Source organism: Burkholderia thailandensis E264 (assembly GCF_000012365.1).
Classification (GTDB): Bacteria; Pseudomonadota; Gammaproteobacteria; order Burkholderiales; family Burkholderiaceae; genus Burkholderia; species Burkholderia thailandensis.
The window spans coordinates 308851-323690 of record NC_007650.1 but is presented as its reverse complement, the minus strand read 5'-3'; the positions used below and the strand labels follow the sequence as shown (position 1 = coordinate 323690).

Sequence of the window (14840 nt, the reverse complement as noted above, 5' to 3'; positions counted from 1 at the left end):
GTTCAGGCAGGTTGACGATCAAACGCATCGGCGGCGGCCGCCTGATCGGCCGCGGTCGATCGGGCTCGCGCAACGCCCGCGCCGCCGCGCGCGCGCCCGTCGTAGCCGAGCACGAGGTCGCGCGCGGGGCCGGGATCGAGCCGCTCGCCGAGCCACGCGGTGCGGCCGAGTCCGTCGCGGCTGCCGAGCGCGAGCGCCGGCACTTCGCCGCGCGCGAGCTCGAGCTGCACGTCCCAGTCGAATTCGATGCCGACGTATTCGCGCACCCATTGCGCGAGCTGCTGCGCGTGCGCGCCGCCCGGCAGGAACCGCCGGTACTCGTCGAGCGTCAGCGGGCCGAGCACGATCCGAAAGCGCGATTGCGCGTCGCGCACCGCACGGCCGAGCACGGCGCCGCCGAGCGGCTGTGTCGGCCGCGTCGCGCGGATCGCGCAGCGCTGCGCGCGATCGAGCATCACCCACCGCGGCACGTGCTCGACGATGCGCGCCCGCACGCCGAAATAGCGCTGCAGGATCTGCACGAGCCCCTCCGGGTTGCGCGTGTGCCGCACCAGATGGCCCGCCTGGTGATACTTCGCGTGCGGCGCGATCGCGTTAGCACCGCGCGGCGCATCGCATGAACGCGCATCGCACGGCCCGATCAGGCTGGCCACGTAGCGATCGAACCGCGCGCGCGCCGGCCGGTCGAGACTGACGGTCGGCTGCGCGTCGGCCCATGCGCGATAGAACAGCAGGATCAGCCGATGATGAAACAGGTCGGCGAACGCGGCGAAGGTCGGATCGTCATGCTGCGCCGCGCGCTCGTACGCATACTCGGTCAGATGCGACGGCAGCGGCCCGTTCGGCCCGAACAGCCCGAAGCCGTGAATCGCCACGCGCGGCCTCGGGGCCTCGTCGCGCACGTCGGCGAGCATCGCCGCCGCGAACGCGAGCGACGGCGCCTGGCCGAAGCGCACCGGCTCGTCGCGCGGCCGCGACGCGTAGCCGGACGGCGCGTGCTCCGGCGACAGCGCGTCGAGCCAGCGCAGCGCGTGGAACAGGTCGTAGCCGTGCGGCGCGGCGCGCAGGCGGCGCCACCATGCGTCGCGGCGCGCGGCATCGGCCTGCGTCGTCGCGCTTGGCGTTGCGTTCGGCGTCGCATCCGCGGCCGCGTCCCAATCCGCATTCGGCATCGCGCCCGGCTCCGCATTCGAAGCCGCGCCCGCGCGCCGGCCCGCTTTCGAGTTCGCGTGCGAGCCCGCGTCCGCGCCGGCGGGCTCCGGATTCGGCTTCGGTTGCGCCGTCATATCGCGGGCCGCCTGCCGACGCGCGCCGGCCATTGCGCGAGCCTGCCGCGCTGCGCGCTGCTCAGCACGCATTCGGCGAACGAGTTGATCGACACGTGCCGCGCGAAAAACTGCTCGAGCACCGCGCCGAGCAGATACGGGCTGTCGCCGGAAAACGCATGATCGTCGACGGTCACATCCACCTGCACGCCGCGCCCGAACATCAGCGGCCCGGCTGCGGGCAGCCTGCGAAACACCGGCGTGAACGCGACGCGATGCACGCCGTCGATCTGCCGGCGCATCGCCGCGTCGGCCGGGTCCGCATGCAGGCCGAGCAGTTCGCGCAGCACGCGCGCGCCTTCTTCGTCGTCGACGTCGGTCAGCGTTTGGCGCGCGAGCCCGAGGTGGCTCACGAGCCGCCACGCGGTCTGCGCATCGGCGATCGGCGCGCGCGGCCGCGACGGCCCGCGAATCGCGGCGATCCGCTCGACGGGCGCCGACACGCGCAGCGTGAACGCGTTCGCGTCGCCCGCCGGCAGCAGCAGCACGAGATCGCGATTCGTGCACAGCGTGTCGGCGGACAGATAGCGGATCGATTCGTCGTACGGCGCGCACTCGCTGTCGACGAGCGACACGAACGTCTCGCTGCCGACGTAGCCCGTGCGCGTGCCGTTCGCGCGCGCGCGCGCGGATACGAGCCGCGGCTCGCGGCGCACCGTGTAGTACGCGCCGTAATTGCCGTCGTCGCCCGCGAACGACGCGTGGAACGGCCGGAACTCGCGCGCCTGGGCGTCGTCGCGCGGCTCGCCCGCGAGCCGCCGCACCGCATAGACCTCGTAGTCGAGCGGCCGGCTGCGATCGACGACGACATGATGCTCGCGCGCGCCCGGATGGACCGGAATGCGGTCTCCGCGACGCGCGAACAGATTGACGGCCGGCGTGCAGTTCAACGCGACGTGCCGCGCATCGACGCTGTTCTCGAGCGCCGCGTCGTGCCGGTCGAGCAGCAGCGTCAGCTCGAACGTGTCGCCCGTCGCGCGCGCGAGCGCGGGCCGCAATCCCTCGATGCTGAAGAACAGGAAGCGCGCGGGAAACGCGAAATACTCGCGCAGCAGGCGATAGCCTTGGAAGCTGCGGCCGTCGTCTGGCAGCAGCGCCTGGGCGGCGTCGAAGCCCTGATGGGCGAGCGCGTCCGCGCCGAGCGCGTGCAGCCAGCGCGGCGGCTGCGCCGCGTCGTGGCACACGACGCCGATCGTATGCCCGGCGATCAGTTCGAGCAGATGCAGCGCGTCGCGCTCGGGTCCGGCGAGATGGAACATCAGGCGCTCGATCGGCAGTTTCGCGAGGCTCGCGCCGCCGCACGCCTTCAGGCGGATGCGCAGCGCGCCGCGCACGTCGCGCCGCGCGGCCGTCGCCGAGCGCGGCAGGTACGCGGGCGCGCCCGTCACCGACGCGGCCGTGAGTTCCAGCGGCCACAGCGTCAAATCGTGCGCGGTGCGAAACTCGCACGCGGTCTGCTCGGACGCGGCCGGCCGCGCGCGCAGCGCGGTGCCGGCCGGCAGCCGGTAGCCTTGCGCGAGACTGCCTTCGTTCATCATCGGCGTGAACTGCATGATCGCCATCGACGGAACCGGCGCGACGTAGCCCGGATAAACGGCGTCGAGCAGCGCCTGCGTGAAGCGCGGAAACTCCGCATCCATCTTCAGCTGCACGCGCGCGGTGAGGAAGCTGAAGCCTTCAAGCAGCCGCTCGACGTACGGATCGGGCGGCCCCGATTCGTGCATCCGCAGGCGCGCGGCCACTTTCGGAAACTGCTGCGCGAACTCGCCGCCCAACTCGCGCAGGTACGCGAGCTCGCGGTTGTAGTAGTCGAGCAGGCGCGTGTCCATCGCGTCAGCCCCCCGCCGCCGGTTGCAGCGCCATCGCCCCCGTCTCCAGATCGAGAGCCGAGCGCAGCACGAACTCGACCGGATGCGGAACCGACCACAGCGTGCCCTTGATCTCGAACATCAGCACGTTGTGCCGGCGCTCGCCCGCCGCGCCGCCCGGCGCGTCGAGCACGCTGCGCACCTCGACGCTGTCGGGCGCGATGCGCGGCTCGAAGCGCACGATCGCATCGCGAATCGACGCCTCGACCGACATCCGCTCGACGCCCGACATCGGCTTGCCGACGAGCGGCCGCATCCCGTAGTTGAGCACCGACGCCTGCGCGTGCGCGAACGCCGCCCAGTCGACGAAGCCGTCCTCGCCGTTGCGCGTGTTGAGCAGCCACGCGAGGTCGCGCAGCACCGCCGCGCGCAGGCGCTCGCCGCCGATCGCCTGCGCGTCGGGCGGCTCGGTGCACCGTGCGCGCTCGTCGTCGGTCAGCCGGTCGAGCAGCGCGGGCTGCAGCCGGTCGCGCGCGGCGCGCAGGCCGCCCTCACGGCCGCCCCGGGCTCGCGTGTCGTCGTTCATGATCCGCGCCCGGCGCCGTCACATCTCGGTGTTTTCCTTGATGTTCCAGCCGACCGACACCTCGGCGCCCTTGCCGCCGTTGTCGTTCTGCTGCCAGTACTGCTTCTTGACCTTCGCGGCCTGGAAGCCGTACTGCATCATCAGCCGGTCGGCCGCGTCGCCCGGATCGACGCCCGCGATCTGCGCGGACGTGACGAGCACTTCCTGCAGCGTCACGCGCATGAACTCGATCTGCGAGCCGCCCGTCTTGCACGCCGAGATCTCGACGGACGACAAATGCTTGCCGTTCGCGCAGTTCTTGATGATCGCCGTCGCGCCCTTGTCCATGTATGCGGCGACGACGAGATCGTTGAAGCTCGCCTTGCCCGCGTTGCCGCCGCTGCCGCTCGCCATCGCGCCCGGCTGGCTCGCGCCCCACGAGAACGACTGGATGTCGGTCCAGCCCTTGTGCTGCGCGTCGGCCGATTCGCCGGTGACGCCGTCCACTTTCATAAACATTGCCACGCCCATCGTTGTCTCCGTTGTGGTTGATTGCGGGATGTCAGTTCAATCTCAATCGTTTGACGCTCATTCGCTCGCCGCCTTCGCCGACGGCAGCTTCGAGATGAGCCGCAGCGACACGGTGAGCCCTTCCAGTTGGTAATGCGGCCGCAGGAAGAATTTCGACGCGTAATAGCCGGGGTTGTCGTCGATCTCCTCGACGACAACCTGCGCGGCCGCGAGCGGCTTGCGCGCCTTCGTCTCCTGCGACGAGTTCGCCGGATCGCCGTCGACGTAGTTCATGATCCAGTCGTTGAGCCAGCGCTCCATGTCGTCGCGCTCGCGAAACGAGCCGATCTTGTCGCGCACGATGCACTTCAGGTAATGCGCGAAGCGGCAGCATGCGAACAGGTACGGCAGGCGGCCGGAGAGCCGCGCGTTCGCGGTCGCGTCGGGATCGTGATACTCGGCGGGCTGATACAGCGACTGCGCGCCGATGAACGCCGCGAAATCCGAATTCTTTCGATGAACGAACGGCATGAATCCGTTCTTCGCGAGCTCGGCCTCGCGGCGGTCGCTGATCGCGATCTCGGTCGGGCACTTCTGGTCGACGCCGCCGTCGTCGGTCGGGAACGTGTGGCACGGCAGCCCCTCGACCGCGCCGCCCGATTCGACGCCGCGGATCGACGAGCACCAGCCGTACAGCTTGAACGAGCGGTTGATGTTCGCCGCCATCGCGTACGCGGAATTCGCCCACGTATAGCGGTCGTGGCTCGCGGCGTCGGTGTCTTCCTCGAAGTCGAATTCGTCGACGGGGTTCGTGCGCGCGCCATACGGCAGCCGGGCGAGAAAGCGCGGCATCGCGAGCCCGACGTAGCGCGAATCCTCGGACTGGCGCAGGCTGCGCCACGCCGCGTATTCGGTGTTCTGGAAGATCTTCGTGAGGTCGCGCGGATTGGCCAGTTCCTGCCACGAATCCATCTGCATCAGCTCGGGCGACGCGCCCGCGATGAACGGTGCGTGCGCGGCGGCCGCGATCTTCGACAGCTCGCCGAGCATCTCGACGTCGGGCGGGCTGTGGTTGAAGTAAAAATCGCCGACGAGGCAGCCGAACGGCTCGCCGCCGAACTGGCCGTACTCCTCTTCGTAGACCTTGCGAAACAGCGGGCTCTGATCCCATGCAACGCCCTTGTAGCGCTTGAGCGTGCGCGCGAGCTCGTTGCGCGACGCGGGCAGCGCCTTGATCTTCAGCAACTCGTCGGTCTCGGTGTTCGTGACGAGGTAATGCAGCCCGCGCCACGCGCCTTCGAGCGTCTGGAACTCCTGGTGATGCAGGATCAGGTTGATCTGCTCGGAGAGCTTGCGGTCGATCTCGGCGATGATCTGCTTCACGCTGCCGTACGCGTCGGTCGTCATGCCTGCCGTGTGCTCGAGCGCCTGCTGCGCGAGCGTGCGCACCGCGCGCTCGACCGATTCGCGCGCCTCCGCCGTCTTCGGCTTGAACTCCTTCTGCAGCAGCGCGGCGAACTCGTCGCGCGCGACGGCGGGCTGCGCGGCCGCGCGCGTGTCGGCCCGGGTTTGAGCGTGTTCATTCATGGCGAATCTCCGAATCGTCCGCGGTGCCGGTATCGGCGACGGCCGGCGCGCCGCCGTCGGCGCTCGCCGCGAGCGGCTGCCGCACGAGGGTCTTCAGCAGTTCCGGATCGTTGATCGCGTTTTCGATCAACTGCTCGGCGCCGTGCTTGCCGTCCATGTACGACAGCAGGTTCGACAGCTCGGTGCGCGCCTCCAGCAGGCGCCGCAGCGCATCGACGTTGCGCGCGATCGCGGCGGGCGAGAAATCGTCGATGCTCTCGAACGTCATGTCGACGCTCAGCATCCCGTCGCCCGACAGCGTGTTCGGCACCTGGAACGCGACGCGCGGCGCGATCGACTTCATCCGCTCGTCGAAGTTGTCGACGTCGACTTCGAGGAACTTGCGCTCCGGCAGGTCCGGCAGCGGCTCGGCCCGCTTGCCCGCGAGATCGGCGATCACGCCCATCACGAACGGCAGTTGGACGCGGCGCTCGGCGCCGTAAGTCTCGACGTCGTACTCGATCTGCACGCGCGGCGCGCGGTTGCGCGCAATGAATTTCTGTCCGCTGGCCGAAGCCTTGTACTTGCTCGTCATCGTCTGCTCCTTCGCATCAGGTTGCGTCGATCATGTCCGCCGCCCGCGGCGGCGCCCCGCATCATTCGCTGCGCTGGCCGCTCAGCAAGTCGAGCTTCGGCAGGCTCTCCGGCGCGAGATCCCGGATGATTTCGTAAAAGTCGAGCGACAGCAGCCGCTGCGCGCGGCGCAGCAGGATCGGCGCGGGATGGCTCGGCTCGTGCAGCTCGAAGTAGCGGCACATCTTTTCGAGGCCGAACTGCACATCGTCGCGGCTCGTCACCTCGGCGTCGCGCCACGCGCGGCCGTTCGCGGCGAAAGCCGGCGTGCCGCCCGAAGCCGCGCCGTTCGCGGCACCGCCATGCGCCGCGTTCGCCGCGCCGTTCGCCGCGCCCGCCCGCGCATCGGTCTCGGTCGCGGCCACGGGCGGCGGCAGCCCGTCGCGCACGATCCGGCGCAGCGCCTTCTCGAAGTCGCTCGTGTCCGGCGCCCATTCGCCGCCGAGCGCCGAGGCGACGCGCGCGCGAATCGCATCGAGCGCGTCGAGCGCGGCGAGCGCCGCCTGCAACGCCGGCTGCCCGCCGTCGCGCGCGCGAACCAGATCGGCGATCAGCCGCTCGCGGCCGCCCGGATAGCCGTGCTCGCCGCCGTCGCGGCCGTCGAACACGCGCTCGGCGTCGCGCACGCTCGGCCCGCCGTCGAAGAGCGCCTGCCGGCGCGCGGCGCGCGCGCAGCCGTGCGCGCCCGCGATTTCGGCGAGCGCGTTCGCGCGCGGCGCGGGGTCGCGGTCGCCGTCGGCGTCCAGGCGCGGATGCACGTCGTCCCACCACCGGCCCAGCATCCCCGCGACGAGCTTCAACCCGTCCGCATAACCGGGAATGCCGCGCAGCTCGGTCCAACTGCGCGCGAGATGCGCGGCCACGCGCAGATCCTTCGTGCGCGCCGTCAGCTCGAGCGCGAGACGCTCGACCGCGCCCCAGTCCGGCGCCTCGGCCGGGATCACGGTGTCGCCGTACTGCTGCTCGGGCCGCGGCGTCGCGCTTTCCTGCAGCCGCAGGAAATCCTGCTCGTATTCGAGATTCGCGCCGCACGGCGCGTCGAGCGCGACGCCGGCGAGCAACGATTCGATCAGGTCTGAACTCTGCATGGGCCTTCCCGTGGATGGACCGGCGCCGGCGGCGCGCGCCGGCGCGTCGGCGTCATTCGAACGCATAGTCGATGCTCACCGGCTTGCTGCCCGGATCGATCTTCACCGTGCGCCGCAGCGGCGGCAGCGCGCCGTTGCGGATCTCGATCTGGTAGACGCCCGGCGCGAGCGACAGCGTCCGCAGCGGCGGACTCGCGCCGCGCTTCACGCCGCTCACGTACACGTCGCCCCACGGGCGCACGTGGAAGCGCACGGGAACCGTCTCCTGCATGTCCGGCGGCCGCTGGTCCGCCGCGGCCGCGGCGGCGGCCTCCTCGGCGACGGATGGCGACACGGGCGGCGCGCCGCCGCTTGCCGACGGATTCGCGATGACCGTCTCCGTCGCGTCGAGGCTGCCCTTCGGCGCGAGGTTCGATGCCGGCGCGCCGTGCGCGGACACCGCGCCCGCGTCGTTGTTCGCGATCTGCGGCGAAGCCGGCCGCGGGCTCGGCAACGCCGGCGCGGCGCTCGCGCCGGCGACCGTCGTCGCGACGGTCGGTTCGGGCTCGTGCGCGGTCATGTCGGCGGGGGCGGGAGGCGGCGCGAGCGCGGGCTGCGGCTCGCCGCGCTGCGCGAGCGCGGCGGTTGCGGACGCGCCGCCGGGCATGGGTGCAGGCGTCGCGGCGGGCGACGGCGGCGCGAGCGCATCCGCCGCCGTTGTCTCGGTACGGCCGGACGGCTTCACGAGATACGCGACGCCGATGCCGATCGCGAGCGACACCGCGAGCGCGCCACCCGCATACGCGATCGTTCGCCGGTCGCGCAGCCGCATGCGCACGTGGCCGAGCCGCGCGGCATGCGCGGCGGGGCGCGACGCTGCGGAGGCGGCCGAAGCAACTGAGGCGGCCGACGCGCCGGACGACGCGAACGCCTTCGATACGCCGGCGCCGGCCGCGTCTGCCGTTCCCGCAGCCGAAGCCGCGCTCACACCGGCCGCCGCGCGTGCGCCCGGCGCATCGGACACATGCCGATCGCCGGCCCCGGGCGGCGGCACACGGCCGTCTCGCGACGATGACGATGACGATGACGAGGGCGATGGCGATGGCGATGGCGATGGCGAGGGCGATGGCGATGGCGATGGCGATGGCGCATGATCGGCGCGCGGTTGCAGGGGCTCGGCATCGCGATCATCGGACGGCCGTGGCCGCGACGATGACGCCGCCGCTTCCGCATCCGGTCGAACAGCGCTCGCGTCGCGCGCGCTCGCTTGCCGATGCGACGGCGTTTGCGCTCGTTGCGCGCCGCCCTGCGCCGACATCGTCGGTTCGCCCCGTTCGTCATCGTCCCGCCGATGCGGCACAGCCGATGCGCCCGAATCTTCGCCGGCCCGTCCGGCGGCGGCCGAAACCGGGTCTTCACGCCGATGCGAAGCGGGCTGGCGCGACGTCTGTCGCGACGGCCCCGCGCGCTCGCCTCCGCCGTCGAAGCGCGTCGCATCCGCATTCGCGGCTGCGCCCACGTCCGCGTCGTCGCGTCGATGCGCATCCGGCGAGCCGGCTGCCGCCTGAGGCTCGCCGTTCCTCGCCGCCCCCGCGCCCCGATCGCCCTCCGGCTCGCTCGATCGCGGCTGCGGCTGCGGCTGCGGCTGCGGCTGCGGCTGCGGCTGCGGTTGCGGCTGCGGCTGCGGTTGCGGTTGCGGCTGCGGCTGCGGCTGCGCTTGCGCCGAGCCCGCCGGCATCGGCGCGGCATAAGGCGCCCGGTCGAGCTCGCGCAGCCCGAGCTCCGCCGCGAATTCCGCCACCGACTCCGGCCGGTCGGCGATCTTCAATCGCAGCGCGTGATCGATCGCCGCGAGAAACGCCGGGCTGTACGGCTCGCGCGCGCTCAGCTCGCGCGTCGCGAGCGGCCGGTAGGTGTCCTGGATGCTGCGCACGACCGCCGCGGGCGGCAGCTCGCCCGTGACCATCGCGTGCAGCACCGCGCCGAGCGCGTACAGATCGGTCCACGGCCCCTGGCCGAACGCCGGATCGTCGGTGTACTGCTCGATCGGCGCATAGCCCGGCTTGATCATCATCGCGCTGTCGTCGACGAGATCGCCGATCCGTTTGCGCGCCGCGCCGAAGTCGAGCAGGATCGGATTGCCGTCGGGCCGGATCAGGATGTTGTCGAGCGCGATGTCGCGATGAAAGCACTGCGCGCGGTGCAGCGTGTCGAGCGCGCCGAGCAGCGCGGCGACGATGTGGCGCAACTGCGTCTCGCCCATCTGCGCGCCGCCGTCGAGCAGTTGCTTGAGCGTGCGCCCTTCGTAGAACGGCATCACCATGTACGCGGTGCCGTGGCTCTCCCAGAAATGCAGGACCTTGACGAGCCCCGGATGGTCGAACTGCGCGAGCAGCCGCGCCTCGTTGAGGAACGCGCTGCGGCCCGCGTCGAACGCTTGCGCGAAGCGCACCGAGCGCAGCGACACCGTATAGTCGCCGCCGCGCGTCGCGAGCATCGACGGCATGTATTCCTTGATCGCGACCGCGCGCCGCAGCGTGCGGTCGAACGCGCGATAGACGATCCCGAAGCCGCCGACGCCGAGCACCTCGTCCAGTTGCAATTCGCCGAGACGATGGCCGAGCGGCAGCGGCCGCACCGCGAATTCGGCGGCGGCGCTGCGGGGCACGGTCTCCTGCTCGTTGTCTCTCGAAAATGGGTCCGTCATGTGCCACCTCGTGATTCCGCGCATCGCGGCCGGATCGCGCCGGCTTCGCGCGCCGGTCCGTCGCGTGTCGGCGCGCGAAGCCGCGCCGCTCCTTCGATTGCCGTTACAAGCGCATCGCACGCGTGCGTGCGTCGCACGCGTGCGATGCGCGCGTCCGCTACACGCCGTGCTGAACGCCGCCGAACAGCCGCAGGAACAGGCGGCTATCCGGCGCGCCGGTGTGCGCGTGCGTGCGCAGCGGCGATCCGTCGGCGCGATTGGTCCACCAGAAGCTCGTCGCGCCGTACGGATCGAAATACTGCGAAAGCCCCGGCCAGGCAGGCGTCGCGGGCGGGCTCGGCCTCGGCCGAGCGAACGGGCCGCTTCGCGCTTCGCCGCCGCTTTCACCGCGCTCGTCGCTTGCACCGCTCTTGCCGCTTTCGCCGGCGCCGTCGATGTCGCCCGCGCCGCCGATGCAGCCGCCTTCGCCGCTTTCGCGGGCCGCAACGCGCTCACCGCGCCAACCGCTTTCGCCAAGCTCGCCACGCTCGCCGCCCGCGCCGCCGAACGCCGCCGATCGTGCGTCCGCGCCCCGCACGAGCCGCACCTTCGCGAGCGCCTGCTCGAGTTGCACCGGCGCGCGCGCATGCCGGATCGCATCGAGCAGCGCGCTGCCGACCTGCCAGTAGAACGCGTCGGCGACGTCGGGCAGCGCGCTCCAGTAATCGGCGGTGCGCATCGGCAGCGTCGCGATCACCGGGTAGTAGCGGCCGACGCGGTCGCAACTCGGCGCGAGGCAGCCGGGCTGCACGCACTGCGCGCCCGCGCCCGCCGGAATCAGGAAGTTCCACACCGGCGCGACCGTGTAGTAGCGCGCGAGCTCGTCGCCGCCGCGCTGGCGCATCGCGGCCATCCCTTGTTGAAGCCAGCGCTCCCACCAGCCGGCGAGCTCGTGCGACAGCCGGTGGTTGACGAAATCGCCCGCGCCCGGAATCTTTCCGTACCAGGCGGGCGGCTCGCCGTCGCAGGCAAGCGTCGTCGGCATCGTGCTCATTGCTTCGGAGGGCATGTAAAGGACTCCATCTGCGGCAGCCGGAACGGGTTGCGCACGCTGCTCGCCGTCACCTGCAGCACGATCGGCTTGCCGTCCACCGCGAATCTCGCGACCATCTGCTCGGGCCCGCGCCCGCCCGACACGCCCGCGCGATCGAACAGCCGGTGCAGCGCCCACGGCCCCTCGGTCGTGAAGCCGCCCGTCGCGCCCGACTGCTCGGTCACCTGCAGCCGCACCTGATCGCTGCCGCGCGGGCCGGGCCACTGCACCGCCGTCGGCACCTGCGGGCCGTGCGCGTAGCGGACGATCTGGCCGTCGACGTCGAGCACCATCTCCGAGATCGACGGGTCCATTTCGAGCGGTACGATCTCGACCTTGATCTGCGCGGTCCGCGCGCCGCCTCCGAAATAGACGTCGCGGATCACCGCGGCCTTCTCGAACGAGCCGAGCATCGCGGCCGCCGCCGGGTCGGCTTCGGCGTTGCGGTTGTTGAAGCGCCACGGGTGCGTGGTCGTGTCGACGAGCGTCTGCAGGTTCTTCTGGAAGAAGTCGTCCATCAGGCCGCCCGCCGCGAACATCTGCGCGAAGTCGGACGGCGCGACGTCGCGCGACGCGCCGCGCGCGAACGGATAGCGCCCGGCGATCGCCTGCCGGCAGAAATCGCCGACGTTCGCGCCCGCGCGCTGCGCGACGTTGCGCTGCTCGACGCTCGCGACGCTGCCGTTCGCGACGTTCGACAGATCGTCGAGCACCTCGCGAAACGGCGTCGGCAGCCGGCCCGCCTGCGCGCGCAGCCGCGCGGGCGCGTCCGACGGCGGCGGCGTCGCGCCGCCGCGCAGCGCGTCGTCGGTCGCGGTCAAATACGTGTACAGCGCGTCGATCGCCTTGAGCACCGCGTCGAACGACGCCGCCTGATCGCCGCCGCCCGGCGCGAACGCGCGCAGCCCCGCGAAGTGGCTGTCGACGATCTGCTCGGGGCTCGCGGGCGAGGCGGCCGCCGCGCCCGCGTCCGCGCCCGGCTGGCCGGCGAAGATCTGCGCAAGCGAATTGCGCGCCTCGTCGACCTTGTCCTGCGCGCGCGACGCGAGGTTGCGCGCGCCGCCGGGCGCATCGCCGAGCGGCGTGACGCGCGCGAGCGCGACCATCAGCCGCGTGAGCGGCGAATCGGCCGACGACAGCGTGCGCGCGACCTGGATGCTCTGCGCGAGCGTCGACGTGTGCTGCAGCCGGATGTCGGCCAGATAGTCGTCCCAGTTCTTGATGTAGTCGTTCAGATAGAGCTGCCGGATGTCGCGCGCCCAGGCGGCCGCATCGGCCGGATTCGGGGTCTCGGACGCGCCGAGATTCAGCACCCACACCTCCTCGCGCCCGTACGCATCGATCGCGCCGGGCAGCCGCGGCGCGAACACGTTGCGGTAGCCGTCGCGCGTGTAGAGGCCCGGCACGCCATCGGCGAGGCTCTTGCCGCTCTGCCGGCGGAACACGAGCGACGCGTCCGGCCCGACCGCGCGCGCGACGCTGAAGTCGTACGTCGCGGTGCTCGGGCGCAGCGTGCGCGCGAGCTGCCGGTACAGCCGCTGCGAGAACGGCACCTGCCGCAGCCGCTCGCGCACGTCGGCCACGAGCCGTTCGTTCATCGGGAACGGCGACACCGCGACGCGATTGCCGAACAGCGCGCCGAGATGCGAGCGCAGCGCGCTGCGCTGCGCGGACGAGAAATCGGCGGGCAGCGAGCGCTCCATCTCGAGATCGACGACAGCCTGCACGAACGCGGGATCGTAATGCGCGCCGTCGTAGAGCATCAGGTACGCCTTGAGCGCCGCGTACGCGTACTCGACCTCGTCGGGCCGCGCTTCGCGCAGCGCCTGCTCCATGCGGCTCGCGGCGATCGGCAGCAGCACGTCGTCGAGCGCGCGGCGGTACACGGCGTCGCTCGCCTCCTCGATCTTCTCGCCCTGAAAGAGGCCCCAGCGATACGCAAGCGGCGGATGCCGCAAATCGACGCCGCCCGCGCTCGGCAGCCCGCTCAGCTCGTCGAGCACGGGCAGCAGCTGGACGACGTCGGCCGCGCCCGTGAACTTCGCGCGGCTGATCTGCGCGTCGACGGCCGGCACGCGCGCGGCGACCTGGTCGAGGTAGCCGCGATTGCGCGAGTAGCTGCGCAGCCACGCGAACAGCACCGCGACGCACAGCAGCACGATCGCCGCGTAGCCGACGATCTGCAGCACGCGCTGCCGCCGATGCCAGCGCAGATTGCTGCCGGCGAGCGCCGCCTCGCGGAAGATGTGGTCCTGCAGCAGCGATTTCAGGAAGAAGCTGCGGCCGGTCGAGCCCGTCTGCGCGGCGGGCGGCACGCCCTCGATCTTCAGGAAGCGCTTGATCCCGCTCATCACGCGGTCGAACGCGGTGCCTTCCTGCGTGCCGCTCGTCAGGTACACGCCGCGCAGCATCGGCATCGGCTCGAAGCTCGACACCGAGAACACCTCGGCGACGAACTGGCCGAGCATGTCCTGCAGATCGGCGATCTGCTGCGGCAGCAGGTAGCTCATCTCGCGCTGGTGCGCATCGGTCTGCGACGCGAGCAGCTCGGGCAGCCCGTCGTTCAGCCGTTTGTGCAGCAGCCGATATTCGCGATCGAACGCCGCGCGCAAGTCGAAGCCGGGCGCCTCGCTCTCGGCGAGCGGGAACGTGAAGCCCCACACCTGCGCGCACTCCGCGCGGCCGAAGCCGCCGAAGTATTCGGCGAAGCCGGCGAGCAGGTCCGCCTTCGTCACGAGCAGGTACACCGGAAAGCGAATGCCGAGCTGCGAGCGCAGCTCGAGCAGGCGCTTGCGCAGCACCATCGCGTGCTGCGTGCGCTCCGCCTCGGACGCGCCGAGCAAATCGGCGACGCTGATCGTCAGCATCGCGCCGTTCAGCGGCTGGCGCGCGCGGTACTTCTTCAGCAGATCGACGAAGCCGTTCCATTCGGCCTCGTCGAGCGCGCGATTGCTCTCATGCGTCGTATAGCGGCCCGCGGTGTCGATCAGCACCGCGTCGTTCGTGAACCACCAGTCGCAGTGCCGCGTGCCGCCGACGCCGCGAATCGCCGCGCGCCCGAACTGCTCGGCGAGCGGAAAGCTGAGCCCCGAGTTGACGAGCGCCGTCGTCTTGCCCGAGCCGGGCGCGCCGATGAACACGTACCACGGCAGTTGGTACAGATACTGGCGCGACATCCGTTCGAGCCATTGAGGCAGGCCCTTGCGCGCGCCGTCGGCGGCGCCGAAGCGAACTTTCTTCAGGAGCGTCGACGCTTCGTCGAAGCGGCTGCGCAGCTCGTCGAGCTGCGCGCGCGCGGGGTCGCCCGGCGCGGCCGGCCGCGGCGACGCTTCGCGCAACTGGTTCAGCAACTGCGCGTTCAGCTGGCCCGCGCGCCAGTTGCGCCACGCGATCCGCGCGCCCCACGCGACGAACAGCGCGGCGATCGTCAGCGCGCGCGCCCAGCCGCTCTCGAACGGGTGGAACTCGGCGAACGCGAACAGCGGCCCGGCGAGCCAGACGAAGCACGCCAGCCCGACGAGGCCGGCGAACGTCCAGATTTCCCGCGACGGCAGCGGGCGAACGATGCGTGCGACAGCGTGGCTCAT

10 protein-coding genes are annotated in these 14840 nt (G+C 71.4%); all 10 read right to left on the bottom strand.

Going from position 1 to position 14840, the window contains the following annotated elements; genetic code table 11:
• Nucleotides 1-2 precede the first annotated feature (2 nt).
• On the bottom strand, nucleotides 3-1319 hold the full coding sequence (gene tssG / locus BTH_RS01365; protein ID WP_009895030.1) for a type VI secretion system baseplate subunit TssG: 1317 nt from the start codon (nucleotides 1317-1319) through the stop codon (nucleotides 3-5).
• Nucleotides 1283-3154, bottom strand: a complete 1872-nt coding sequence (gene tssF / locus BTH_RS01360) for a type VI secretion system baseplate subunit TssF (protein WP_009895028.1) — start codon at nucleotides 3152-3154, stop codon at nucleotides 1283-1285. The genes tssG and tssF overlap by 37 nt, the downstream gene beginning before the upstream one ends.
• A gap of 4 nt (nucleotides 3155-3158) precedes the next feature.
• On the bottom strand, nucleotides 3159-3719 hold the full coding sequence (gene tssE / locus BTH_RS01355) for a type VI secretion system baseplate subunit TssE (RefSeq protein ID WP_009895023.1): 561 nt from the start codon (nucleotides 3717-3719) through the stop codon (nucleotides 3159-3161).
• Between the two features lie 18 nt (nucleotides 3720-3737).
• Nucleotides 3738-4229, bottom strand: coding sequence for an Hcp family type VI secretion system effector (locus BTH_RS01350; protein ID WP_009895021.1), 492 nt, complete (start codon nucleotides 4227-4229; stop codon nucleotides 3738-3740).
• 57 nt (nucleotides 4230-4286) lie between these two features.
• A complete protein-coding gene (gene tssC, locus BTH_RS01345; protein WP_009895019.1) occupies nucleotides 4287-5795 on the bottom strand; it encodes a type VI secretion system contractile sheath large subunit in 1509 nt (502 codons plus the stop codon).
• Complete coding sequence (tssB, locus tag BTH_RS01340; RefSeq protein WP_009895017.1) at nucleotides 5788-6369, bottom strand: type VI secretion system contractile sheath small subunit; 582 nt, start codon at nucleotides 6367-6369, stop codon at nucleotides 5788-5790. Before tssB ends, tssC begins: the two co-directional genes overlap by 8 nt.
• A gap of 61 nt (nucleotides 6370-6430) precedes the next feature.
• Nucleotides 6431-7495 carry a type VI secretion system protein TssA gene (tssA, locus tag BTH_RS01335; RefSeq protein WP_009895015.1) on the bottom strand — a complete coding sequence of 355 codons (1065 nt, stop codon included), beginning with the start codon at nucleotides 7493-7495 and terminating at the stop codon, nucleotides 6431-6433.
• A 52-nt stretch (nucleotides 7496-7547) separates the two neighbouring features.
• The gene (locus tag BTH_RS01330; RefSeq protein ID WP_009895014.1) at nucleotides 7548-10181 is read right to left on the bottom strand and encodes a serine/threonine protein kinase; all 2634 of its coding nucleotides are present in this window, start codon (nucleotides 10179-10181) and stop codon (nucleotides 7548-7550) included.
• A gap of 157 nt (nucleotides 10182-10338) precedes the next feature.
• Nucleotides 10339-11214 carry a type VI secretion system-associated protein TagF gene (gene tagF / locus BTH_RS01325; protein WP_009895012.1) on the bottom strand — a complete coding sequence of 292 codons (876 nt, stop codon included), beginning with the start codon at nucleotides 11212-11214 and terminating at the stop codon, nucleotides 10339-10341.
• Nucleotides 11211-14840, bottom strand: coding sequence for a type VI secretion system membrane subunit TssM (gene tssM, locus BTH_RS01320; protein ID WP_009895010.1), 3630 nt, complete (start codon nucleotides 14838-14840; stop codon nucleotides 11211-11213). The genes tagF and tssM overlap by 4 nt, the downstream gene beginning before the upstream one ends.

Excerpts from the sequence above, each read along its gene's own strand:
- tssG (WP_009895030.1), bottom strand. The coding sequence starts at position 1,319 with ATGGCCGGCGCGCGTCGGCAGGCGGCCCGCGATATGACGGCGCAACCG.
- tssF (WP_009895028.1), bottom strand. The coding sequence starts at position 3,154 with ATGGACACGCGCCTGCTCGACTACTACAACCGCGAGCTCGCGTACCTG.
- tssE (WP_009895023.1), bottom strand. The coding sequence starts at position 3,719 with ATGAACGACGACACGCGAGCCCGGGGCGGCCGTGAGGGCGGCCTGCGC.
- BTH_RS01350 (WP_009895021.1), bottom strand. The coding sequence starts at position 4,229 with ATGGGCGTGGCAATGTTTATGAAAGTGGACGGCGTCACCGGCGAATCG.
- tssC (WP_009895019.1), bottom strand. The coding sequence starts at position 5,795 with ATGAATGAACACGCTCAAACCCGGGCCGACACGCGCGCGGCCGCGCAG.
- tssB (WP_009895017.1), bottom strand. The coding sequence starts at position 6,369 with ATGACGAGCAAGTACAAGGCTTCGGCCAGCGGACAGAAATTCATTGCG.
- tssA (WP_009895015.1), bottom strand. The coding sequence starts at position 7,495 with ATGCAGAGTTCAGACCTGATCGAATCGTTGCTCGCCGGCGTCGCGCTC.
- BTH_RS01330 (WP_009895014.1), bottom strand. The coding sequence starts at position 10,181 with ATGACGGACCCATTTTCGAGAGACAACGAGCAGGAGACCGTGCCCCGC.
- tagF (WP_009895012.1), bottom strand. The coding sequence starts at position 11,214 with ATGAGCACGATGCCGACGACGCTTGCCTGCGACGGCGAGCCGCCCGCC.
- tssM (WP_009895010.1), bottom strand. The coding sequence starts at position 14,840 with ATGAGCCACGCTGTCGCACGCATCGTTCGCCCGCTGCCGTCGCGGGAA.